Genomic DNA, 20,507 nt, shown 5'->3' on the forward strand with positions numbered 1-20,507 from the left:
GAGCCGGTCGTCAGTCCACGATGCGCCACGGCCGGCCTCAGGTCTCCACCGGTACGGTCCACGTGAGCTGCGTGCCGTTCGGCTCGACCGGCTCGGCCACGAAGCGCCCGCCACGCTGCTGCGCCCGACGGGCGAGGTTCTCCAGCCCGGAGCGGCGTGCGGACTCGGTCATCCCCCGGCCGTTGTCGCGAACCACGACGGTGACGTCACGCCCGGCATGCACCTGGACCTGGACCTCGGTGGCCTTGGCATGGCGCGCGGCGTTGCTCAGCCCTTCGCGCACGACGGCCAGCACGTCGGCGGCGACCTGCCCGCCGAGCCGCCCCAGAGTGCCGTGGATGGTCAGCGACGGCGCGAACCCCAGGGTCACGGCAGCGCCTTCACAGATCGCCGAGATCTCCGCCCCCAGGCTGCGCGACTCGGGGGCTCGGTGGAGCGCGAAGATGGTGTGGCGGATGTCCTTGATGACGGCGTCGATCTCGTCCACCGCGCCCTCGATACGGTCGCGCACCGGGGCGTTGTCAGTGAGCCGCCCGGCCGACTGGAGGGTCAGCCCGGCGGCGAACAGCCGCTGGATCACGTGGTCGTGCATGTCCCGGGCGATCCTGTCCCGGTCCTCGAGGAGGTCGACGCGCGCCTTCTCACGCTGGGAGCTGGCGGCCGTGATGCCGACCGACAGGCGCTGGCTGAACTCGGCGAGCAGCGCCGTCGTGGCGCCGGGGTCGGTGGACATTCCGCGAACGGCCAGCAGTCCGAGGACGGGACCGTCCTCGACCCCCAGCTGCAGGAGGAGCTCGTTCGCTTTCGCCTCGGGGTGGCGCGGCGGCGACGCCGCGAGGCCGGCACGCCAGCTGGCGTCCTCCACAAGGCTGCCGACTGACCGGCCGCTGTCACCGGCGGCCGCCACCACCACAAGGTCCGGTCCCTGCGGCCTGGCGATGAGGCACTCCTGGGCCTGGGTCAAGAGCATCACCCGCCGGGCGGCGTCGGCCAGGACCTCCTGCTCGGAACGACCCTGCAGCAGGGCCGACACGAGCGCGCGGGTCGCCTCGCCCCAGTGCTGCTGGGCGAGGCTCTGCTGGTAGAGCTGGGCGTTGTCGACCGCCACGCCCGCGGCTGCCGCGAGAGCCGTCAGGATCGCCTCGTCGTCCTCTGAGAAGACTGCGCCGTCGAGCTTGTCGGTGAGGTAGATGTTGCCGAAGACCTGGTCGCGGACCCGCACCGGAGCGCCGAGGAACGTCGTCATCGGTGGGTGTCCCGGCGGGAACCCGTAGGAGTCGCTGTGCTCGCTGATGCGGTCCACGCGCGTCGGTTCGGGGCTATGGATGATGAGCCCCAGCAGGCCGCGGCCGTGGGGCAGGGGGCCGATCGCGGCACGCTCCTGCGCCGTGATGCCGTGGGTGACGAACTCGACGAGGTCCTCACCGCCGGGGCCGAGGACCCCGAGTGCGCCATACCGCGCCTCGACCAGCCGGCACGCCGACTCCACGATCCGGCGCAGCACGGCGGCGAGCTCGAGGTCGGAGCTGACGACGACGACGGCGTCCAGGAGTGCCGACAGCCGCGCCTGCGCCACCCGTGCGGCGCCGGCCCGGGTGCGCAGCTCCTGGAGGAGGTCGTCCAGGTCCAGTGAAGACAGCCGCGCCATCCTGCCGGGCCCGGGAGCCGGGGTCGTGTCGTCCGTCACGGACAGCATCGTAGGTAGGGGCCCGCGACGGTCAACCCATTGCCACGCCACCCAGAGCGCCTACATTGGGTCAGCGACGGTGCCCCGCGCGGGCACCACCGCAACGCCCACTCTCGAAGGAGACCTCCACATGGCCACCACCCGCACCGCCGCCGCCCACTGGGAAGGTTCGCTCAAGGAGGGGGCCGGCCAGGTCACCCTCGAGTCGTCAGGGATCGGCACGTATGACGTGACCTGGGCCTCGCGGGCGGAAGAGGCGAACGGGAGGACGAGCCCCGAGGAGCTCATCGCGGCCGCGCACTCCACCTGCTTCTCCATGGCCTTGTCGAACGCGCTCGCCAATGCCGGAACGCCCGCGGCGAGCATCGACACGACCGCCGACGTGACGTTCCAGCCAGGTACTGGGATCACGGGGATCGCGCTGTCCGTGGTCGGGAAGGTCCCTGGCATCACCGCGGACCAGTTCGAGGAGGCGGCGCAGGACGCCAAGGCCGGCTGCCCCGTCAGCCAGGCGCTCGCTGCCGTCCCGATCACGCTCGAGACGAGGTTCGAGGGCTAGGCCGGCGGATCCGGGGAGGACGAGTCGGCGAGCGGGCCGAGGGTCGCCAGTGGACACCTGGTGGGTCGGAGCGCAGGGTCTGGAGCACTGCGACGCCAGCCAGATCGAGGCCCTGCTGGACCGACCCGACGGGTTCGTCTGGGTCGACGTTCCCGAGCTCGACGAGCCGGCTGAAGCAGTGCTGCGCGACCGGTTCCACGCGCACCCGCTGGTCCTGCAGGCGTGCCGCCAGCGGAACTTCGTACCCACGGTGCACGGCTACGAGGAACACACCTTCGTCATCGTCCACACTCCCTTGCGGGGCGAGGGTGGCCATGTGCACATGCTCGAGCTCGACCAGCTCGTGGGGACCCGCTACCTCGTGACGGTTCACGGTCCGCGCAACCCCGCGGTGTCGCTGGCCGACGCGACGGCCGAGACCGACGCGGTCCGCGAACGGGTCGCCGCGGGGCGCTTCACGCCCGGGAGCCCGAGCGAGCTGTCCTACGCCATCGGCTCAGCTGTGGCACGGCGCCAGAGCGCTGCGGTGAGGTCGGTGGCGGAACGGTTACCGGCGCTCGAGATGCGAGTGATGGGCTCGGACTTCCACCAGCCCGAGCAGCTGCTGGAGGAGCTGTTCCTCCTGCGGCACGAGCTGCTGATCTCGCGCACGCAGGCGGGTCAGGCGCACGAGATCTACGGGCGGCTGGCTTCGCTCGAGCGGTTCGCCACGCCCGAGTCCCAGCGTCACGCGAAGGACCTGTCGGAGCAGTTCGCGAGAGTACGCAGCATGGCCGACGGAGAGAGTGGCTTCCTCTTCGGGGTCATCGAGCTGTACCAGACCCGGGTCACGACCAAGATGACCGTGGCGATGGAGCGACTCGCGGTCATCGCCGCCATCACCCTTCCGGTGACCGCTATCGCCTCGGTCTACGGCATGAACGTGATCGTCAACACCCAGACGCACTGGGTCCAGCTGGTCGCGGTGCTCCTGGTGATGCTGACGATCAGCCTCTGGCTGCTGCGGTGGGCGCGGCGGCAGGGTTGGTGGTGAGGGGTTGGTGGTGAGGCGTTGGTGACCGGGCAGCTGGTGGTGACGGGCGGGTGGTGGTGACGGGTAGGACACCCCGTCCGGTCACTGCGGCGGTCACTGCGGCGTCAGGACCACCTTGAGGCAGCCGTCCTCCTTGGCCTGGAACAGGCGGTACATCTCCGGGGCCTCCTCGAGCGGCACGTGGTGGGTGGCAAGGGACTCGACGCCGAAGACGTCCTCGGGGCCGTTGACGAGCTCGAGCAGCTCGTCGGTCCACTGGCGGACATGGCACTGGCCCATCCGGATGGTGAGCCCCTTGTCGAACATCTCCATCATCGGCATGGGATCTGCGGCGCCACCGTAGACGCCACTCACCGACACCGTGCCGCCGCGCCGCACGGACGAGATGGCGCCGTGGAGCGCGGCCAGCCGGTCGATGCCCATCTTCTCGATCGCCAGGCGCGCCGCTGGCCCGGGGAGCCGCTTCGCGCCGGCGATCACCTTCTCCGCGACGGGGTTGCCGTGCGCCTCCATGCCGACCGCATCGACCGTGCTGTCCGGACCCCGGCCGTCGGTGAGCTCGCGCAGCGTGCCGGGGACGTCCTTGACGGTCCCCGCGTCGACGGCGACGGCTCCCCACTGCTGGGCCGCAGCGAGCCGCTCGGGGACCAGGTCGACGCCGATGACGTTGTGCCCGAGATGCATGGCAGACCGTACAGCCAGCTGTCCGACCGGTCCCAGGCCGAAGACGGCCACGGTCCCGCCCTCGGGGACATCCGCCCACTTCACGGCCTGCCATGCTGTCGGCAGGATGTCCGAGAGGTACAGGTATCGCTCGTCCTCTCCCGCCTGCGGCAGCTTCACCGGCCCGAAGTCGGCATGCGGCACCCGCACGAGCTCAGCCTGTCCGCCCGGCACGGCGCCATACAGGCTGGTGTAGCCGAAGAGGCTCGCGCCCTTGTTCTGGTCACGGTTCTGCGTGGTCTCGCACTGCGCGAAGAGGCCGCGCGAGCACATCCAGCAGTCCCCGCAGGAGATGTTGAACGGGACCACCACCCGGTCGCCCCGGGCCAGGTTCTCGACGCCGGTCCCCACCTCCTCGACGATCCCCATGAACTCGTGTCCGAGGACGTCCCCGGGCGTGAGATACGGCGCGAGGACGCCGTACAGGTGCAGGTCGGAGCCGCAGATCGCCGTGGAGGTCACCCGCACCACGGCATCCGTCGGCTCGACGACCCGTGGATCCGGCACCTCCATCACCTTGACGTCCTCGATCCCCTGCCAGGTCAGTGCCTTCACAGCGCGTTCCCTTCGTCGTCGTACCGGTCTCGGCATCGTCGGACCGCCTCACTGCGAGCACCGCTCACGAGTGGGCACTGCCGTCGAACGGCATCTACCCTCGATCAGGTGACGCAATCCCCCGTTGCCCTGGTCGTCGGCTCCTCCCGTGGTCTGGGTCTCGAGCTCGCGCGGGAGCTCCTGACCAGGGGTCACGTCGTCGTCCTGGCCGCTCGCGACCCCGACGAGCTGGACCGTGCCGCGGCCGGCCTCGACCGGGGTGACCGCGTCCAGGTCCGCGTCTGCGACGTCCGCGTCCGCGACGACGTCGCCCAGCTGGTGCGGTGGTGCGAGGCAGAGGTGGGACCCGTGGAGGTCGCGATCACCGTCGCCGGCATCATCGACGTGGGTCCGGTGGAGGCCATCGGCTGGGAGACGTACGAGGACGCCCTGGCCACCATGACGTGGGGACCGATCCACGTGGCCCTGCAGGTCCTTCCGGCGATGCGAGCACGGGGCCACGGCAGGATCGGCACCATCACGTCGATCGGCGGGATGGTGGCGCCGCCGCATCTCGTCCCTTACGCCACAGCGAAGTTCGGCGCGGTCGGGTTCTCCGACGGGCTCGCCGCCGAGCTCACCGGCACGGGGGTGACCGCCACGACCGCCGTGCCAGGGCTCATGCGGACCGGTGGCCATGTGCACGCCCGGTTCACCGGCCAGGCGCAGCGCGAGTATGCGTGGTTCGCGCCGGGCGGGTCCCTGCCTCTCCTGTCCTCCAGCTCTGGCCACGCGGCCAGGAAGATCGTGCGCGCCATCCTGGCGGGGCGCCCGTTCGTCACCGTGACGCCCCTGGCGTGGGTCGGCATCAGGGTGCGCGGGCTTGCTCCGGGCACGACGATCCGGCTGATGGGCCTGATGGGCCGGCTCCTGCCCTCTGCACCAGGCACCGAGACCGCTACGTCGCACACCTTCGACGAGGACGGCACCGTCCCCCGGCTGACCCGCAGTAGCGAGGGGGGCACGCTGCAGCGGGTCATCGACTCCAGGCTGCTGGACGTCCTCACCACGCTGGGGACCCGGGCCGCCCGCCGCAACAACCAGCAATGACGGAAGGGACCACCATGTCGACTTCCAGCGCGCGCCCCGCCGGGGTGATCTTCGACCTCGACGGCACCCTGGTGGACACCGGCTACCTGCATACCGTCTCCTGGTGGCAGGCGTTCGAGCAGTTCGGGTACACCGTTCCCATGGCGCGGATCCACCGCGCGGTCGGGATGGGGGGCGACAACCTCATCGAGCACGTCCTGCCTGAACGGTGCACCCATGCCGAGGAGATCACGAAGGCCCACGACGTGCTCTTTGCCACCTGGCATGCCACCGTCCGGCCCCTGCCCGGCGCGGAGGCCCTCCTCCGGTGGTGCCGTGACGAGCGGCTCACCGTGGCGCTGGCCAGCTCCTCCGGCCAGCGCGACCTGGACGCCATGCTCGACGTGCTCGGCCATCCGGACTTCGACGTGCTCACCACCGGGGACGACGCGGAGCACAGCAAGCCCAGCCCCGACATCGTCGAGACGGCTCTGCACCGGGCCGGGCTGAGCCCGGACGAGGCCGTGATGGTCGGGGACTCGGTCTGGGACGTCCAGGCGGCCGCGAAGGCCGGGGTGCCCTGCGTCGGGCTGACCTGTGGCGGCACGAGCGCCGAGGAGCTCACGGCAGCGGGTGCCGTCGAGACGTTCGCAGACCCTGCAGCGCTGCTCGACTCCTGGCGCGACCGCTGAGCATCGCTCACCGCTCCTGCGGGAGCCGCTCGTGGGGGTGCCGTGCCGTCACGCCGTCGGGGAAGGTCAGCGTCTGCTCCCGCCAGTCGACGTGGACAAGGTCGTCGAGGGAGAGGCGTCGGTCGCCGCTGTGCCATCGCCGCAGGATGCCCCGCACGAGCGCCGGTCCCTGCGGGGCCATCGTGTAGCCGAGGTCCTGACCGAGGTGCCGACGTGAGCACACCACCTCGACCAGCCGGAGGCGGCCGAGCTCGAGCCCGCGACGTTCGAACGCCTCCGCGGTGAGCTCGATCACCGTGCCGAGCACCTCACCGGAGCGGGTTCTCACCTCCGCCCCGAGCAGCCGGCTCAGCCGCGGTGCGTCGTCGGCGCACGCCAGCTCTTCGTGTCGTTCGCGGGAGGTGATGACGGCGTTGTGCTGACGGTCGTCGCCTCCGCCGCGGGCGCCCGGGAGCCTGGACACGACATACCGACGAAGCCACAGCTCGAGCCCCGCCTCCTGCTCCAGCACCCGCTGCGCATAGCGGCTGACGTGGACGGCGGAGTCCAACGCTGTCACGTGGGCCATCGGGATGGACAGGACGTGCGGGTGATGGTCGGGATGCAGACGGCGCCAGATGGCCGCGAGCCAGTGCCCGGAGCGCCCGCCGTGGCGGACCGCCAAGGCCGCGGGTCCACTGAGCAGGCCCACCACCAGGAGCCCCCGGTCCGTCTCGGCCAGCTCGAGGTCGTCGACGTTGCCCAGCAGCTCGTCCTCTGCTCCCACGATCTGGTGGTCCAGCAGCCGCAGGACCAGGGGGATGCGCCCCTGGGCGAGATCGGCAGCGCCGTTCATCACTGTCCCGCCTTGGTGATGAGCATCAGCGGCAGCGCCGCCACCGAGGCGAGGACCACGAGCACCAGGTAGACCGACCCGAGGAGGTTCGCCACCACCCCGTTGGCGTGGTCCCCCATGTAGGTGCGGTCGTTCGCGACGACGAGGATCGGCAGATAGGTCAGCGGCAGCGCCACCGCGCTGAACACGACGCTGTACTCGGTGAGCATGATGGGGTCGACCGTGGTCAGCAGGATGGCGACGGCGGTCGCCGAGGCGAGCAGCAGTACGACGTGGAAGCGCGCCGCCCGCAGCGGTTCCACGAACTTGCCCCACTGCCAGCCGAAGTACTGGGCGATGCTGTAGCCGACCGAGAGACCGGTCTCGCAGGCGGCCCCGAACGTCGCGGCGAAGAACCCGAGCAGGGCGAAGGCGAGCCCGAGCTTGCCCACTGCCTCCCCCACGGGCAGGGCCACATGTCCGAGGGTGTCGACCTCGATGCCGCGCGGCAGCAGGACGAGGGCCGCCGAGGCGGCGATGGCCAGGGAGAGCACCCCACCGAGCGGGAAGCCGACGAAGACGTTGGCACGCATGGTTGCCACGTCCTTGACGTCCCAGTGCTCCTCGATCCCGCCGGAGGAGAAGAAGAACACCTCGTACGGGGTCATCGCCGCACCGAACAGGGCGATGGCGTAGTAGGCATAGACGAACGCGTCCTCGGTCACCGGAACCTTGGGATGCAGCGCTGCGCTGACCAGGTGGCCCCAGTCCGGACCCAGCTTCCAGACGGCGAAGGCGAACACCACCAGGGACAGCCCCGCCAGCCCGAACGCGTTCTCCAGCACGGCGAACTTCACCCGCCACAGGACGAGCCACACCGCCGCCCCGGCCACCGGCATCCAGAGGTAGGCGTTGACGCTGGTGGCCAGCTCGAAGGCGAGAGCCACGCCACCGATCTCCGCGGCCATCGTCAGGAAGGTGACCGCCATGGACGCCAGCAGGTTCAGCAGCCCCGCCCGTGGCCCGAGCCGCTCGCGCACGAGGTCGAACGTGGCCCGGCCACTGACGGCGGCCACCCTCCCACTCATCTCCGCGAAGACACAGATGCCGAGCACGCCCACGACCACCACCCAGGCCAACGAGAGGCCGAACCGGGCACCCACCGCGGCGTTCGTGACGAGGTCCCCGATATCGACGAAGCCACCGATGGCGGTGAGGACACCGAGGGCGACCGCGAAGAGCCTCTTCACTGGACCCCCGCCCCCGTCTTCTCCAGCGTCGACGACACCTTCCCCAGCGCGGCCACCGCCTTCATGGCCCCTGCCCGGTCCGAACGTCGGAGGGCGATCCGGCCCTGCGCCAAGGCGTCCGCGGCGTCGGAGAGCTCTCCCCCGACCTCTGCCCGCAGGCTGTCGACCTTCCGGTTCGGCGGGTCGACGCCGCCGAAGCTGGCCTGGATCGGGCCGAGGGAACTCTCACTGTCGGTGACCACGATGTTGGCGTAGGTCCGGGGCATCCGGCCTTGGAGCCACTGCTGGAGGGCCAGCTGCGCGGTGCGCGTCGCGCTCGTCGCAGACTCCAGGGCCATCGAGGCATCAGTGCGATAGCCGGCGTCGGTGCGGGCCGGAACCACGCACCCACTGAGCAGCAACGCCAGTGCGATCCCCGGCGCGGCGCCCCGCAGGCTGGACCGTGGTCTGAACCGCACAGTCGACCACACAGACAGCACAGTGGAGCGCACAGACATCACAGTGGACCCGGAGCGGGCGCTCACCGCCGCCACCACAGCAGCCGGTACACCAGCACGGCGACCAGAGCGAGGAAGATCAGCCACCCCAGTCCCAGGGCAACCCCCTCGTCCACCGTAGCGACCTCCTTCGTGCTCTCCCTCTCGTCCGGCTCGGCGCTCGACCTGTCACAAGAGGTGCCCGGGGTGGCACGGGCTCAAACGGTCGACGCACCACTTCGCCTCGGTAGGCCGTTTTCCTGTCGCGACCGGGGGTATGAGGCCGCGGAGGTTGGTCCGAGTGCTTGGTCCGAGTCCTGGCGAGGTGAGGCGGTTGACGTCGCGCAGTGTTGCGTCGAGCTGGCCGGGAGCGCAGCAGTGGGTCCCAGACGGGGCCGGTGTGGACCAGCTGGCGTCCGCCGCTCAGGGCTGCCGAGGCTGCGACCTCTTCGCCGACGCGACGCAGGCGGTGATGGGGTCCGGACCCGCGGACGCGGAGGTCATGGTCGTGGGCGAGCAGCCCGGCGACCGGGAGGACGTCGCCGGCGAACCGTTCGTGGGGCCTGCGGGACGCCTGCTCGACGACGCGCTGGCGGCCGCCGGCATCGAGCCGTACTCCGTCTTCCGGACCAACGCAGTCAAGCACTTCCGCTTCGACCAGCGGGGCGGCAAGCGGATCCACAAGTCGCCTTCCCGGTGGCAGGTCGCCAAGTGCCAGCCGTGGCTGCTCGCCGAGCTCGACGTCGTCCGGCCCACCACGGTGGTGCTACTCGGTGCGACGGCGGGGCAGTCGGTGTTCGGGCCGTCCTTCCGCGTGGGGGCGAGCCGTGGTCGGCCCCTGGAGTGGCCGCCAGACCTGGCAGGCGCCGGCCCGGAGCTCGTGGTCGCCACGGCGCACCCGGCGTCGGTGCTGAGGTCCCGGCGCCGCGACGAGGAGTACGCCGACCTGGTTGCGGACCTTTGCATCGCCGCCGGGCGTCCTCGCGGCTGAACGTTTCGTCCAGGTTTCCGCGGGGCAAAACTGCTGGTGAGCGCGCGTCCCGCCGGAGTAGCGCCTCAGACAGGAGGCCACCACCGATGACCGCGACCACCAGCACGCCGCCCGACGCCGAGCATGACGAGGGGTGGCAGGCTCAGCTGAGCAGGGAGCTTCAGGTCGTCGCGTTTCCCGCCCGTCAGGACGAGCTGCTCGCCACCCTCATCCGGCACCGCGCGCCTGCCCGCCTCCTGTGCCGCCTTGCCACGCTTTCCCCCACCCGTCGCTACACCTGCGTCACGGACGTGCTCGACGCGGTGGCGCTTGGCGCGCCGGCCAGCTGATAGCAGCCGCGGCCAAACGGATCGGTGGTCAGGCGCTCAGCCCGTTCGTCAGGCTGTGGCCCGCTCGTCGACGAGGTCGGCGCGGAGGCGGCCGAGGATGGAGGACAACAGCCGGGACACCTGCATCTGGCTCACGCCGAGGGCAGCGCCGATCTCGGACTGCGTCTTCTCCTCCACGAACCGCAGGCGCAGGATCTCGCGCTCGCGGTCGCTCAGCTGCTTGATGAGACAGCCGAGGGCGGCACTGGTCTCCAGGACCTCGAAGTCGTCCTGCGGCGAGGCGAGCGACTCCCCCACCGTCGTCCCGTGCGGGGTCGGGGCGTCCAGCGAGTGTGCGCGGTAGGCGGCCGAGCAGGCGGCCGCCTCACGGACCTCGGCACAGTCGAGGTCCAGCGCTTCGGCGAGCTCCGTCACCGACGGCGTCCGGTGCAGCTCGTGCCGCAGGCGCTCCTCCTCGGCCACCAGGTCGGCACGGTGCTCCTGTAGCCGGCGCGGGGGGCGTACCGACCACGCGAAGTCGCGGAAGTGCCGCTTCAGCTCACCGGAGATGGTGGCCGAGGCGTACGCGGTGAATCCGCTGCCCTTGCCGTTCCGGTAGCCCAGCGCAGACTTCACCAGCGCCATCCGGGCCACCTGGACGAGGTCGTCGATGTCGATGCCCCGACCCCGGTAGCGATGTGCGAACGAGTCGGCCAGGTCGAGGGTGAGCACCACGGCTTCCTTGCGCAGCCGGGCGGCCTTCCTCTCGTCGCGGCACTCCTGCGCGGCCTCCAGCAACGCCTCGGCACGCTCGTGCTGGGCGCTGGAGAGGGAACGGGAAGTGGGGTTGACCTGTCGTAGCGATGCCATGGGTTGCCTTCCAGAAGAGCGATTTCGGAAAGCGATGGCACCGCTGTTGGACCAAGCGCGTACGTCCACACAACCACTGGACCGCCGACTATGCAAGTGGGGGCGGTTATATTTCTGCTGGTCAGAGTCTCGCAGCCGCGTCCCGGCGCCGGTCCGCGCGCCGCAGTCAGGCGACCACTGGCGTGTCGCCGCGGCTCAGCTGGGGCCCTACCCCGTCCTCGACGTATGCGGCGTGCCGGCTCCCCGTCTTGCGCGCCACCGTGAGGTGGCCGCCGAGGAAGCCCGAGACACCGGACAGCGCCGTGGCGGCCAGCGAGAGACGCACGCCCGTGCCGTGGGCGCGCGGTCTGGCCGCCCAGGAGGCGGCATACAACACCAGGGCGACGCTGTTCAGGAGCCCGTGCAGGGACGCCACGCGCGACTCTGGGCGGCTCGTGCCGCCCCATTCGGCGAGACCGGTCAGGGCGGTCGGGACCGCGGTCACGATGCCGGCCCCCAGCAGACGCCGCGAGGCGGGACGGTCCGCGTCCCGGCCTCGAAGGTCCAGCAAAGCGCTGGAGGTCCACAGGCCCAGCGGTAGGTCGGTGAGGGCAGGGTGCAGGGCGTGGCCGGCGAACTCACCGGTCAGCACCCGGATCACGGCCGGAGACCGCACCGGTCTGCTGAGGGCCCGCAGGACCGGGGTCAGCCGGTCCAGCGACGCGGCGCTCTCGAGCCGGTGCACGAGGCGCACGAGGGCGGGGGCGTCGGTGCTGGAGGTCGGCGTCGAGTCAGGGAGCTGTTCGGCGGTGCTCACGGTCATGGAGGGCATTTTCCCGGTGGACGGCACACCAAACCTGCGACAGCCGCACGGCGCACGCAGTGGTCGTCAGCGCCGTTCAGCCCCGGGCAGCAGGACGGCTGGCCTCGGCGAGGATGCGATTGGCCATGTCCGTCAGCGACGCGTGGTTCCTCGTCGCAAGCTCCCGCAGCCGGTCGTAGGCGCGATCCATGGTGAGGGTCTCCTGGTAGGCCAGTACGCCCTTGGCCTGCTCGATGACCGTCCGTCCCGACAGCGCGCGGCCCACCTTGGCCGCGATGGACCGCCGGCTGAGCTGCTCGGGCTGGAGGATGAGCGAGGTGATGATGTCGGCGAAGGCCTGACCCAGCAGGGGAATGTCGACGCCCTGCGGCACGGTCGAGTGGAAGACGTTGAGACCCCCCAGCGTCGTGCCGTGCCAGTCCATCGGAAAGGCGTGGACCGAGGTGTAGCCGGCTGCCACGATCTCGTGGCCGACGTCCGGCCAGTGACCGATGATCGCGTCGGCACTGGACTCGGACACCAGTGCCCCGTGCGCCACTGCGTCGACGCACGGACCCGAGCCTGACTGGGCCTGGTACAGCTCCAGGTCGTGTGCCTTGTGGCTGGTGGCGCTGAGCACCTCCAGCCCGTGGTCCGGAGAGGTCACGAGCACACCGATGGCGTCCGCGGCGAGGACCTCGGCGGCGTCCGCGACGAGGTCGGCAAGGACGTGCGTGAGGTCGCTCTCTCCGACGAGCGCTGAGGCTGCGCGCGCCAGCGCCCGTGAAGGGTTGCTACCAGTCATCACGACTCTTTCCCGTTGGCGGTGTCGTCGTACCTGAAGTCGAGGGTGCGCTGGACGACCTGGGCGGCGATCTCCGCCACCGTCGTGTCGTGCGCGAACGCGTGCGCCCGCAGGAGCGCGAGGGCGTCGTCCAGCCCCAGCCGCAGCTGCGCGACCACCATCCCGGTCGCCTGATGGATCTGCGCCCTGGTGGCCCATGGCCCCTCCATGTCCGTCTCCGCGGCCTGAGGGTCTCGCAACAGGGCCACGCCGACGGCGTCCGCCAGGAACTGTGCCTCCGGCTCGGCGAGGGTGATGAGCCTTTCGCGGGGCAGGTGGCAGGTCAGCACGCCGAGGACCTCCTGGTCCGGGCGGATGGGGATGGCAGCGAGCTGGATGGCGCCGAGCCCGCGGTGTACGGCGTAGGCGAACTCGGGCCAGCGGACGTCGTCACCACCGTCGATGCCGACCCGTAGCTGGAGACCGCTCTCGTAGGCCTGCGGGCCGGGCCCCTGTCCGAGCACCTCCTGCCAGTCCTCGAGCCTGGCCGCGGTCTCGTCCGTGCTGCAGAGCGTGACCCGGTCGGCGGCCGTATAGGCGAGCGTGATCGAGGCGCCGTCCACCCCGAGGACCGTCACGGCCGAGGAGCAGAGCCGGCTGGCCAGGGGCAGGCCGGGCTCCTGCCGGGCCATCTCCCTGGCGAGGGTGGTGAGCAGCGAGGCCTTGTCGAACATCTGCGCCTCCTGCTCGGGGAATGTGGGCGTGCGCGGGGCCCGCGCCCAAGAACAAACCTACGCCGTTGGGAGCACGGTGGCGGAAATGCAGCCTCGGCTTACCGAATAACCGGTGCCTCGGGGGGTAGGCGCGCGGCATGGCGTCGTCCGCCTCCAGCAGCGCGGGGCGGGCGATGTCATCCTCCACCGGCCGGTTCGGCGACCGCTGGGCGGCCGGGCTGCCCGAGAGCTGCGCCGGAAGCGTCCCTTTACCGAACCCATACCCGGCACGGCCGTTGTTCCCTCCAGGGATGGGCGTATCCTGTCTGCCGGGCGTGCGCTCCGCCTTGCTGGAGACGACGCCCGCTGGAGGAACCATGACGGCCACTGCCGCCCGCCATATCGATCCCGCCGCCGATGCCGACACCAGGTCGAAGCTGGCGCATCACCTCGGGCAGGGCTGCTTCCCGGCAACCCAGGACGAGCTCCAGGCCACGTTGATCCGGGTCCATGCCCCGGCCCGGCTGCTCTGGGAGCTCATGCCCCTGTCCCCCACGCGGCGATACCCCAACCTGGGGGAGGTCTTCGCCGAGCTCGACCATCCGTCGGTCCACGAGACCGCTCGAGAGCCCATCTGAGGAGCAGGGGCACCCGCGATCCGGCTGACCCGCCGCTCACGTCGCCTCCCGACGTGGCACGGTGCCGCGCAGTAGTGACCGCAGGCCGTCCCCCAGCCCGCGTGGCCTGAGCGCCGCACTCTCTGTGCCGGCGCCCTCAGCCATACCTGCGACCAGCTCCACCAACACCTCACGCGCGTCGTGTGCGGGCTGCCAGGCGAGGTCTCGGCGCGCTCGGGTGGTGTCCATCCAGGGGCACTGCAGGGCCATGTCGACCCAGCCGGGGTCCAGCGGGGAGAGCCGTGCCGCCCAGGCAGCGGCGAGGAGCCGCCGCGTGCGGGCACTGTCGAGCCGGACCGGCCTGGCACGCAGCGCATCAAGGATGTCCCGGCCCCTGACCACGGGTTCCCCGGCGATGTTGAACTGCCCCTGCGCTCCCCTCTCCATGGCGCGCAGCGCGGCGTCGGCCACGTCCGCGGCGTGCACCAGCTGGATGCCGAACCGAGGGTCGAACGGCAGGGCGGGGGCGTGCCGCAGCACGCGTCCTGGCAGGACAAGGGGCGTCCCGCAGCGCAGCATCGCCCCACCCGCGGCGTACTGGGCGATGAGGCATGGGCGCAGGACTGCCACCCTCGAGCGGTCGGGGCGCTGCCGCAGGAGAACGTCGAGGACTCGCTCTCCGGCGGCCTTGTCGCGGCTGTAGGTCGAGCTCGGCACCCCCGCCACAGGCCACCTTTCGTCCACGAGCGCCTCGCTGCGGCGTGGCGCATAAGCCGCCACCGAGGAGACGTGCACGAGCTGCGGGACGCCGACCGTCATCGCCTCCTGCACGCACCGATGGAGCATGAGTGGGCCGGCGCGGTGCAGGTACCCGGGCCGGCGCATCGGCTGAAGCGCCCAGGCGAGATGGAGATAGGCATCCGCACCTTGCAGGGCACCACGCAGGACCGCTCGCGACTCGTCCCGGGAGAGGTCGACCGCAGTCCACCGGGCCTCGGCGTAGACACCCTGAGGCGGCGGCGGCCTACGGACCAGCGCGTGGACCTCGTGCCCTCGCCCCTGCATGGCTCGCAGGAGGGCGGTACCGAGGTTCCCGCTGGCTCCCGAGACGACGACACGCATGCTGCTCCTCCCCGGCTGCTCGGTCGCAGGCCCTCTACCCGGCGTCCGTGGCCGCTACTCAGTCCGTAGCCGCTACTCAGTCCGTAGCCGCTACTCAGTCCGTGGCCGCTACTCAGTCCGTGGGCGCTACTCAGTCCGTGCCGCCTACCCGGGGGTCCGTGCGCCCTTCCGGGTGTGGGGCGACGGGCTCCCGTGCCGGTTTGCCGTGCGGGGCGCGGGGTACTGCGGAGCCCGTCCGATCCCGTCCCGGCGCCGTACCGCGACAACGCCTTGTCCCCCGGAGGTTTCCGTTGACTGCTCCTGCACCGGCGGCAGCGGAGCTCGAACGGCTCGCCGTGGAGATGGTGGTCCCGGTGCGGTGGGACGACGGGCCCAGCCAGCCGGTGCCTGAGTCGGAGGCGGCCTTCGAGGAGTACCTGCGTGCGGTCGCGCGGTGGTGCGACGTCACGGTCGTGGACGGGTCCCAGGGCCCACACGCCGCGTCGCGGCGAGACCGGTGGGGCAACGTGGCACGCGTCCTGGTGCCCGCCAAGAGGTGGGCCGGCAGCAACGGGAAGGTGTCGGGGGCCATGACCGGCATCGAGGCGGCGCGGCACCCCACCGTCGTACTGGCCGATGACGACGTGCGCTACGACTACGGCTCCTTGGCATCCCTGGTCTCCGCGATGGCCTCGGCCGACGTGGTGGCGCCCCAGAACGTCTCGACCACATGGCCCTGGTGGGCGCGATGGGAGGCGGGCCGCATCCTGGTGAACCGGGCGTTCGCGGCCGACTGGCCGGGGACCTTCGGTCTGCGCCGTGACCTCGTCCTGCGCGCCGACGGCTGGAGCACGGAGGCGCTGTTCGAGAACCTGGAGATGGTGCGGACCGTCCAGGCGGCGGGTGGCCGGTACCAACGGCGGCCCGACATCCTGGTCCGACGCGAGCCCCCGTCACTGGACCACTTCCTCCGCCAACGGGTCCGCCAGGCGTACGAGGACCAGGCGCAGCCTCTGCGTTGCCTGGTCGCCCTCAGCGTCGTGCCCGCCGTCCTGCTCGGCCGACGTCGGCCGGTGCGCCTGGTGGGCGGGGCGGCCGCGACGGCCGCGCTGGCGGAGGTGGGACGCCGGCGGGCGGGGGGTACGGCGGCCTTCCCGGCGAGCACCTCTCTGTTCGCGCCGTTGTGGGCGCTGGAGCGAGGGGTCTGCGCGTGGGCCGCCGTGGTGGTCCGGCTCCGAGGCGGGGTGGTCTACCACGGCCGCCGGGTCCCGCTGGCGGCCAGCTCACGGCGCCGCCTGCGCCGTGAGCTGGCCGAGCGCGAGCTTCGGCTCAGCGGGCGGTGACGCTCCCGTCCCGCAGCGCGCGGTCCCGGCGCCCCAGAACCACGCCGAGGGCGATCATGCCCGCGCCCAGCAGGAAGTGCAGCCAGTCGTCGGCCGAGTTCACCGGCACGAAGTTCGCCGAGGAGCTCTTGTCGATGAGCAGGCCGTAGAGCCACAGCACGAGGTAGATCGCACCGCCGACGACGAGGTAGCTCGCCGCGGTCCGCGCCTGCCTCGAGAGGGCGAGCCCCGCGACGCCGAACAGGACGTGGACGATGTTGTGCAGCACCGAGACCTGGAACGCTCCGAGCAGCATGGCACCGGAGCCGTGGCCGGCGCCCCCTAGCTGGTCGTAGTGCGTCGTGATGCCCGGGACGAAGCCCAGGATGCCGACGAGGAGGAACACCGCACCCACAGCCGCGGCGGCCTTCTGCACGGGCGTCCTGGTGGACATATCGGTCGTGGTGTTTCGGGTGTTGGCCATTGTCGTCAGTACCTTTCGTTGGTGAGATCGGCGCGGTCGACCCTGCGGTGGAACCGCATGCCGGCCAGCCCCCCGAGGACGGCGCCGATGAGGCTCGTCAGGGCGGCGAGCACCAGGGCGATGATCCCCAGGGTGGTCAGGTTGCCTTCCGAGACGGGGATCCTCGGGAAGGTGTTGAGCTGGGAGAGCACGTCGTACTTGCTGCCGACGGCGGCCGTGACGACAGCCGCCACGATGGCGATGACGAGGGCCCAGACCCAGACGGCGACGCCCTGGCGGGCACCGTTGAAGCGCGCCATCCGACCCGCGACGTACCCACCGCAGTAGTAGCTGACGAAGAGCACGACGGCGACGACCACAGCTCCCACGGCGCTGATCGTCGTGACGTTGTCGGCAGCGTCCGCGGTGGCCTTCTGGGCGTCGGTCCCCTTCGAGAGACCGACGGCCGTGCCCGCCGCCGCGAGCAGCGCTGTCAGCAGGACCGCCATCCCCATGGCTGTCAGCCAGCCGAAGAAGGCCGAACCGGCCTTCACGCCCCCGAACCGCTCGCGTTCCGCGACGGTGTCGTGGGTTCCGACCACTACCCGCTCGCGTTCCGCCGCGGTGTCGTGGGCTCCGCCTACCACCCGCTCGTCGGCGGGCTCGTCGGTCCGTCGTCTGTTGTCCATTTCCAGTGTCCGTTTCCCTGAGAGCGACACGACTCGAATCGAGTCAATGCAGCCCGTACCCCCTGCTCACCAGCGCAAACGCGTGCGACGACAGGGTGCGGAGAAGGTCCGGACACGGTGCGGAAACGAAGGCGCGGCCCTCAGTGGCGGCTCCCAGGCGCTTCGGTGCGCCTCTTGAGCACCCGCCAGCCGCCGGCCCGGTTGTCGGCGATGATCCGGCTCACCATCGCCGAGAGGGCGGGCGCGTTCAGCGTCTGCCCTTCGTAGACCGCAACGGTCCGGGCCGTCTTGTTGTCGTGGCCCGCCGTGATGATCCCCTCGGGGTCCGGGACGATGCCGCCGTCGTAGAGGAACACGTTGACGTGGTCTCGCGCGGCCAGCAGGGCGCAGATGTTGCCGTCCAGCACGAAGTACGGCTGCACGGTCCTCTTGACCGTCTCCTCGACCTCCGGGTCGGCAGCGTGCACCAGGTCGCGGACCTGGCGGCAGACCTCCTGCTGCCACGGCGGCAGCGCGTCGATGTAGGCATCGACGCGAGGGTCGGCGACGTAGGTCATGACCAGAACCTACTGCGGCTGCCGGCTTCGCGCGGGCCGAGCGTGCGGCGGCACCGAAGGGGCCTCGGCGATCGGCGAGAATGAGTCGGCCCGGAGGAAGGAGGACGGCCTCGTGAGACGGTGGGAACGGTGGTCGCTGCGACGGCGCGTCGTCGCCGTCTCCGCCGCTGCCGTGACGCTGGCCATCGTCATGGGGATCTCGGCCTACGCGGTCACCCTCGACCGCATCCTGTACGCCGCGGCCCGCGATGCCGCCACGCTGCAGGCGAGCGACATCTCGGCGACGGTGACCTCGGGGCAGTCCGCGGTGGCGGGGGCCGTGCAGGAGGTGCCGAGCAGGGGCTCGCTGCTCCAGGTGCTCGACGCGGGCCACCGGGTGCTGGCGGCGTCGGACCCGGCCGCCAGCCACGCGCCGCTGACCAGGCTGTCCCCGTCACCGGGGTCCGTGGCCACCGACCAGGTCACGGGTCTGCCCGGCGAGGTGGGAGAGCCGTACGCCGTCGTGGCCGAGGGCGTCCGCGACCGGCGAGGGGTGAGCTACGTCGTGGTGGTGGCCAGCCCCCTGCGCGTCGAGACGGCCACGGTCCGCACGGCCACCCTGCTGCTCGTCCTGGGCGGGGCTGTCCTGCTCCTCCTGCTGCTGGTCCTGGTGGGCCGAGTGATGCGCCGGGCCCTGGAGCCGGTGGAGCGCATCCGCAGCGAGGTGGACCGGATCACCCAGGTGCGCGACCGGGGGCACCTCACGGTGCCGCCGTCCGGCGACGAGATCTCCAAGCTGGCCGAGACGATGAACCGGATGCTGGACCGGCTGGACCGTGCCGACGCCAGCACCCGCCGCTTCGTGTCCGACGCCTCCCACGAGCTCCGCAGCCCGCTGGCCACGATCCGGGCGGTCATCGAGGTGTCGCAGGCGAGCGGCCAGCCACCGGACCCGACGCGGGACGAGCTCGTCCTCGCGGAGACGATGCGGATGCAGCGCCTGGTGGACGACCTGCTCACCCTGGCCAAGGTGGACGACGGCCTCCCGATGAAGCGCGAGGAGGTCGACCTCGACGACATCGTCGACGCCGAGGTCCGGCGCCTGCGAGGCACCGGTGAGCAGGCTGTCCGTGCCTCCATCGGGGCGGCCCGCGTCATGGGGGACCACGGCCGGCTCGAGCAGGTGGTGCGCAACCTCGTCGACAACGCGGCCCGCCACACCACCGGCCCGATCAGCTTGGCTGTGCGCACCGTGGACGACGAGGTGCTGCTGACCGTGGACAACGCGGGGAGCCCGGTGCCCGAGGCGGACCGGGACGCCGTCTTCGAACGGTTCACGCGCCTGGAGGAGGCCAGGGAGCGCGACCGTGGCGGCAGCGGGCTGGGACTGGCCATCGCCCGCACCCTGGTCGAGGCGCATCACGGGCGGATCCGTGCCACGCAGACCCCAGGCGGGGACTGCCGTTTCGAGGTGCGACTGCCCGCCAGTGCCGCGTCGGGACCCGCCTGAGGCGCTCAGGTCGCCAGACCTGCTGCGGCGGTCAGGTCGTCGGCGCCCCGGTCGCAGCGACCGTCGCAGGTACGAGGCGGTAGCCCATCCCGCGCACCGTCTCGAGGGACCGGACGCCGAAGGCGGCGTCGATCTTGCGTCGCAGGTACCCGATGTAGACCTCGACGATGTTGTCGCTGCCGTCGAACGCCCGGTCCCAGACGTTCTCCAGGATCTCGCCCTTGGACAGCACGTCGCCCGGGTGCCGCATGAGGAACTGGAGGACGGCGAACTCCTTGGCGGTCACCGAGACCCGCCGACCGCCCCGGCTCACCTGCCTGGTGTTGGGGTCCAGCACGAGGTCTCCCACGGTCAGGGTGACCGGGCGCTGTGGGGCGCCACGCCGGACGAGCGCGCGCAGCCTGGCTACGAGGACGATGAAGCTGAACGGCTTGGTCAGGTAGTCGTCGGCCCCCAGCTCGAACGCGTCGGTCTGGTCGTACTCGCCGTCCTTGGCCGTCAGCATCAGCGCCGGTGCCCAGACGAGCAGCTCGCGCAGGTTGCGCAGCACGTCGTAGCCGTTGCGCCCGGGCAGCATGATGTCGAGGACGATGACGTCGTACGGGTTCTCGGTCGCCATCCACTGGCCCGTGACCCCGTCGTGGGCCAAATCGACGACGAAGCCCTCGTTCGTCAGACCCCGCCGAAGGGTCTCGGCCAACGCCCGCTCGTCCTCGACAAGCAGCACCCGCACGTTCGTCCTCCGCTCCCGTCGCCTCAACCCTAGGGCGAGTCCTGGGCCGACGTCGCGGGACGGCGGCCGTGGCGCCCGCTACCCTGACGTACCGTCTCGGCAGGCGGGACGTCCGTCCACGATGCCCTCCGCCGGCTGAGTGGTTCCTGAACGCGCCGCAAGGGGCCACACTGGCTCAGGAACCGTTCAGGTGCGCTGCGGGAGGGTCACAGGAGCGCGAAGGGTGGAGATC

General features: G+C 71.3%; 23 protein-coding genes. 9 read left to right on the forward strand and 14 right to left on the reverse strand.

Features of this window, described 5'->3' with window-relative positions:
* Positions 1-37: 37 nt before the first annotated feature.
* The gene (locus PHA84_RS11000; protein ID WP_270888146.1) at positions 38-1,687 is read right to left on the reverse strand and encodes a GAF domain-containing sensor histidine kinase; all 1,650 of its coding nucleotides are present in this window, start codon (positions 1,685-1,687) and stop codon (positions 38-40) included.
* 130 nt (positions 1,688-1,817) lie between these two features.
* Here PHA84_RS11000 and PHA84_RS11005 point away from each other — a divergent pair, with 130 nt between their 5' ends.
* Together PHA84_RS11005 and PHA84_RS11010 are read left to right on the forward strand one after the other, a co-directional pair.
* Complete coding sequence (locus PHA84_RS11005; protein ID WP_270888147.1) at positions 1,818-2,246, forward strand: OsmC family protein; 429 nt, start codon at positions 1,818-1,820, stop codon at positions 2,244-2,246.
* Between the two features lie 49 nt (positions 2,247-2,295).
* Positions 2,296-3,279 carry a CorA family divalent cation transporter gene (locus PHA84_RS11010; protein WP_270888148.1) on the forward strand — a complete coding sequence of 328 codons (984 nt, stop codon included), beginning with the start codon at positions 2,296-2,298 and terminating at the stop codon, positions 3,277-3,279.
* 93 nt (positions 3,280-3,372) lie between these two features.
* On the opposite strand, the gene PHA84_RS11015 is transcribed toward PHA84_RS11010, so the two are convergent.
* The gene (locus tag PHA84_RS11015; RefSeq protein WP_270888149.1) at positions 3,373-4,557 is read right to left on the reverse strand and encodes a zinc-dependent alcohol dehydrogenase; all 1,185 of its coding nucleotides are present in this window, start codon (positions 4,555-4,557) and stop codon (positions 3,373-3,375) included.
* Positions 4,558-4,665: 108 nt separating this feature from the next.
* Between PHA84_RS11015 and PHA84_RS11020 the strand changes: the two genes are divergently transcribed.
* Complete coding sequence (locus PHA84_RS11020) at positions 4,666-5,646, forward strand: SDR family NAD(P)-dependent oxidoreductase (protein WP_270888150.1); 981 nt, start codon at positions 4,666-4,668, stop codon at positions 5,644-5,646.
* A gap of 14 nt (positions 5,647-5,660) precedes the next feature.
* Positions 5,661-6,317 carry an HAD family hydrolase gene (locus PHA84_RS11025; RefSeq protein WP_270888151.1) on the forward strand — a complete coding sequence of 219 codons (657 nt, stop codon included), beginning with the start codon at positions 5,661-5,663 and terminating at the stop codon, positions 6,315-6,317.
* 7 nt (positions 6,318-6,324) lie between these two features.
* On the opposite strand, the gene PHA84_RS11030 is transcribed toward PHA84_RS11025, so the two are convergent.
* The 3 genes from PHA84_RS11030 to PHA84_RS11040 are packed head-to-tail and all read right to left on the reverse strand — an operon-like array spanning position 6,325 to position 8,851.
* Positions 6,325-7,152: a hypothetical protein gene (locus tag PHA84_RS11030; protein WP_270888152.1), complete on the reverse strand. Its 828-nt coding sequence runs from the start codon at positions 7,150-7,152 to the stop codon at positions 6,325-6,327.
* Positions 7,152-8,381: an NRAMP family divalent metal transporter gene (locus tag PHA84_RS11035; protein WP_270888153.1), complete on the reverse strand. Its 1,230-nt coding sequence runs from the start codon at positions 8,379-8,381 to the stop codon at positions 7,152-7,154. The genes PHA84_RS11030 and PHA84_RS11035 overlap by 1 nt, the downstream gene beginning before the upstream one ends.
* Entirely contained in the window at positions 8,378-8,851 is a 474-nt protein-coding gene (locus tag PHA84_RS11040) for a hypothetical protein (protein ID WP_270888154.1), read from the reverse strand. Before PHA84_RS11040 ends, PHA84_RS11035 begins: the two co-directional genes overlap by 4 nt.
* A gap of 340 nt (positions 8,852-9,191) precedes the next feature.
* Between PHA84_RS11040 and PHA84_RS11045 the strand changes: the two genes are divergently transcribed.
* Both PHA84_RS11045 and PHA84_RS11050 read left to right on the forward strand, forming a co-directional pair.
* Positions 9,192-9,848 carry a UdgX family uracil-DNA binding protein gene (locus PHA84_RS11045; RefSeq protein WP_270888155.1) on the forward strand — a complete coding sequence of 219 codons (657 nt, stop codon included), beginning with the start codon at positions 9,192-9,194 and terminating at the stop codon, positions 9,846-9,848.
* Positions 9,849-9,934: 86 nt separating this feature from the next.
* Positions 9,935-10,177, forward strand: coding sequence for a DUF2795 domain-containing protein (locus PHA84_RS11050; RefSeq protein WP_270888156.1), 243 nt, complete (start codon positions 9,935-9,937; stop codon positions 10,175-10,177).
* 48 nt (positions 10,178-10,225) lie between these two features.
* Here the strand turns inward: PHA84_RS11050 and PHA84_RS11055 are convergent, their stop codons facing one another.
* The 4 genes from PHA84_RS11055 to PHA84_RS11070 form a co-directional block, all read right to left on the reverse strand.
* Complete coding sequence (locus tag PHA84_RS11055) at positions 10,226-11,026, reverse strand: sigma-70 family RNA polymerase sigma factor (protein ID WP_270888157.1); 801 nt, start codon at positions 11,024-11,026, stop codon at positions 10,226-10,228.
* 166 nt (positions 11,027-11,192) lie between these two features.
* The gene (locus tag PHA84_RS11060) at positions 11,193-11,828 is read right to left on the reverse strand and encodes a DUF2231 domain-containing protein (protein ID WP_270888158.1); all 636 of its coding nucleotides are present in this window, start codon (positions 11,826-11,828) and stop codon (positions 11,193-11,195) included.
* 76 nt (positions 11,829-11,904) lie between these two features.
* Positions 11,905-12,612, reverse strand: a complete 708-nt coding sequence (locus PHA84_RS11065; RefSeq protein ID WP_270888159.1) for an ANTAR domain-containing protein — start codon at positions 12,610-12,612, stop codon at positions 11,905-11,907.
* A complete protein-coding gene (locus tag PHA84_RS11070; protein WP_270888160.1) occupies positions 12,612-13,325 on the reverse strand; it encodes a GAF domain-containing protein in 714 nt (237 codons plus the stop codon). Before PHA84_RS11070 ends, PHA84_RS11065 begins: the two co-directional genes overlap by 1 nt.
* Positions 13,326-13,681: 356 nt before the next feature.
* Between PHA84_RS11070 and PHA84_RS11075 the strand changes: the two genes are divergently transcribed.
* Complete coding sequence (locus PHA84_RS11075) at positions 13,682-13,942, forward strand: DUF2795 domain-containing protein (RefSeq protein ID WP_270888161.1); 261 nt, start codon at positions 13,682-13,684, stop codon at positions 13,940-13,942.
* Between the two features lie 36 nt (positions 13,943-13,978).
* Here PHA84_RS11075 and PHA84_RS11080 read toward each other — a convergent pair whose 3' ends face one another.
* Positions 13,979-15,043: an NAD-dependent epimerase/dehydratase family protein gene (locus tag PHA84_RS11080; protein WP_270888162.1), complete on the reverse strand. Its 1,065-nt coding sequence runs from the start codon at positions 15,041-15,043 to the stop codon at positions 13,979-13,981.
* Between the two features lie 290 nt (positions 15,044-15,333).
* Here PHA84_RS11080 and PHA84_RS11085 point away from each other — a divergent pair, with 290 nt between their 5' ends.
* Positions 15,334-16,365, forward strand: coding sequence for a glycosyltransferase (locus tag PHA84_RS11085; protein WP_270888163.1), 1,032 nt, complete (start codon positions 15,334-15,336; stop codon positions 16,363-16,365).
* Here PHA84_RS11085 and PHA84_RS11090 read toward each other — a convergent pair.
* The 3 genes from PHA84_RS11090 to PHA84_RS11100 all read right to left on the reverse strand — a co-directional run bounded on the left by PHA84_RS11090 (position 16,352) and on the right by PHA84_RS11100 (position 18,053).
* On the reverse strand, positions 16,352-16,828 hold the full coding sequence (locus PHA84_RS11090) for a DUF4383 domain-containing protein (RefSeq protein WP_270888164.1): 477 nt from the start codon (positions 16,826-16,828) through the stop codon (positions 16,352-16,354). The two genes, PHA84_RS11085 and PHA84_RS11090, sit on opposite strands and share 14 nt — an antisense overlap.
* Positions 16,829-16,833: 5 nt before the next feature.
* Entirely contained in the window at positions 16,834-17,496 is a 663-nt protein-coding gene (locus PHA84_RS11095) for a hypothetical protein (protein ID WP_270888165.1), read from the reverse strand.
* A 140-nt stretch (positions 17,497-17,636) separates the two neighbouring features.
* On the reverse strand, positions 17,637-18,053 hold the full coding sequence (locus PHA84_RS11100) for a DUF1801 domain-containing protein (RefSeq protein WP_270888166.1): 417 nt from the start codon (positions 18,051-18,053) through the stop codon (positions 17,637-17,639).
* 112 nt (positions 18,054-18,165) lie between these two features.
* Between PHA84_RS11100 and PHA84_RS11105 the strand changes: the two genes are divergently transcribed.
* Positions 18,166-19,542: a sensor histidine kinase gene (locus PHA84_RS11105; protein ID WP_270888167.1), complete on the forward strand. Its 1,377-nt coding sequence runs from the start codon at positions 18,166-18,168 to the stop codon at positions 19,540-19,542.
* A gap of 31 nt (positions 19,543-19,573) precedes the next feature.
* Here PHA84_RS11105 and PHA84_RS11110 read toward each other — a convergent pair whose 3' ends face one another.
* Positions 19,574-20,275 carry a response regulator transcription factor gene (locus tag PHA84_RS11110; protein WP_270888168.1) on the reverse strand — a complete coding sequence of 234 codons (702 nt, stop codon included), beginning with the start codon at positions 20,273-20,275 and terminating at the stop codon, positions 19,574-19,576.
* Positions 20,276-20,507: the final 232 nt, after the last annotated feature.

The organism is Pedococcus sp. 5OH_020, from assembly GCF_027812955.1.
Classification (GTDB): Bacteria; Actinomycetota; Actinomycetes; order Actinomycetales; family Dermatophilaceae; genus Pedococcus.

What these genes read in the sequence shown, in the direction of transcription:
- PHA84_RS11060 (WP_270888158.1), bottom strand. Translation starts at nt 11,828, where the DNA reads ATGACCGTGAGCACCGCCGAACAGCTCCCTGACTCGACGCCGACCTCC.
- PHA84_RS11025 (WP_270888151.1), top strand. Translation starts at nt 5,661, where the DNA reads ATGTCGACTTCCAGCGCGCGCCCCGCCGGGGTGATCTTCGACCTCGAC.
- PHA84_RS11070 (WP_270888160.1), bottom strand. Translation starts at nt 13,325, where the DNA reads ATGTTCGACAAGGCCTCGCTGCTCACCACCCTCGCCAGGGAGATGGCC.
- PHA84_RS11055 (WP_270888157.1), bottom strand. Translation starts at nt 11,026, where the DNA reads ATGGCATCGCTACGACAGGTCAACCCCACTTCCCGTTCCCTCTCCAGC.
- PHA84_RS11095 (WP_270888165.1), bottom strand. Translation starts at nt 17,496, where the DNA reads ATGGACAACAGACGACGGACCGACGAGCCCGCCGACGAGCGGGTGGTA.
- PHA84_RS11080 (WP_270888162.1), bottom strand. Translation starts at nt 15,043, where the DNA reads ATGCGTGTCGTCGTCTCGGGAGCCAGCGGGAACCTCGGTACCGCCCTC.
- PHA84_RS11065 (WP_270888159.1), bottom strand. Translation starts at nt 12,612, where the DNA reads ATGACTGGTAGCAACCCTTCACGGGCGCTGGCGCGCGCAGCCTCAGCG.
- PHA84_RS11050 (WP_270888156.1), top strand. Translation starts at nt 9,935, where the DNA reads ATGACCGCGACCACCAGCACGCCGCCCGACGCCGAGCATGACGAGGGG.
- PHA84_RS11075 (WP_270888161.1), top strand. Translation starts at nt 13,682, where the DNA reads ATGACGGCCACTGCCGCCCGCCATATCGATCCCGCCGCCGATGCCGAC.
- PHA84_RS11030 (WP_270888152.1), bottom strand. Translation starts at nt 7,152, where the DNA reads ATGAACGGCGCTGCCGATCTCGCCCAGGGGCGCATCCCCCTGGTCCTG.
- PHA84_RS11090 (WP_270888164.1), bottom strand. Translation starts at nt 16,828, where the DNA reads ATGGCCAACACCCGAAACACCACGACCGATATGTCCACCAGGACGCCC.
- PHA84_RS11005 (WP_270888147.1), top strand. Translation starts at nt 1,818, where the DNA reads ATGGCCACCACCCGCACCGCCGCCGCCCACTGGGAAGGTTCGCTCAAG.
- PHA84_RS11100 (WP_270888166.1), bottom strand. Translation starts at nt 18,053, where the DNA reads ATGACCTACGTCGCCGACCCTCGCGTCGATGCCTACATCGACGCGCTG.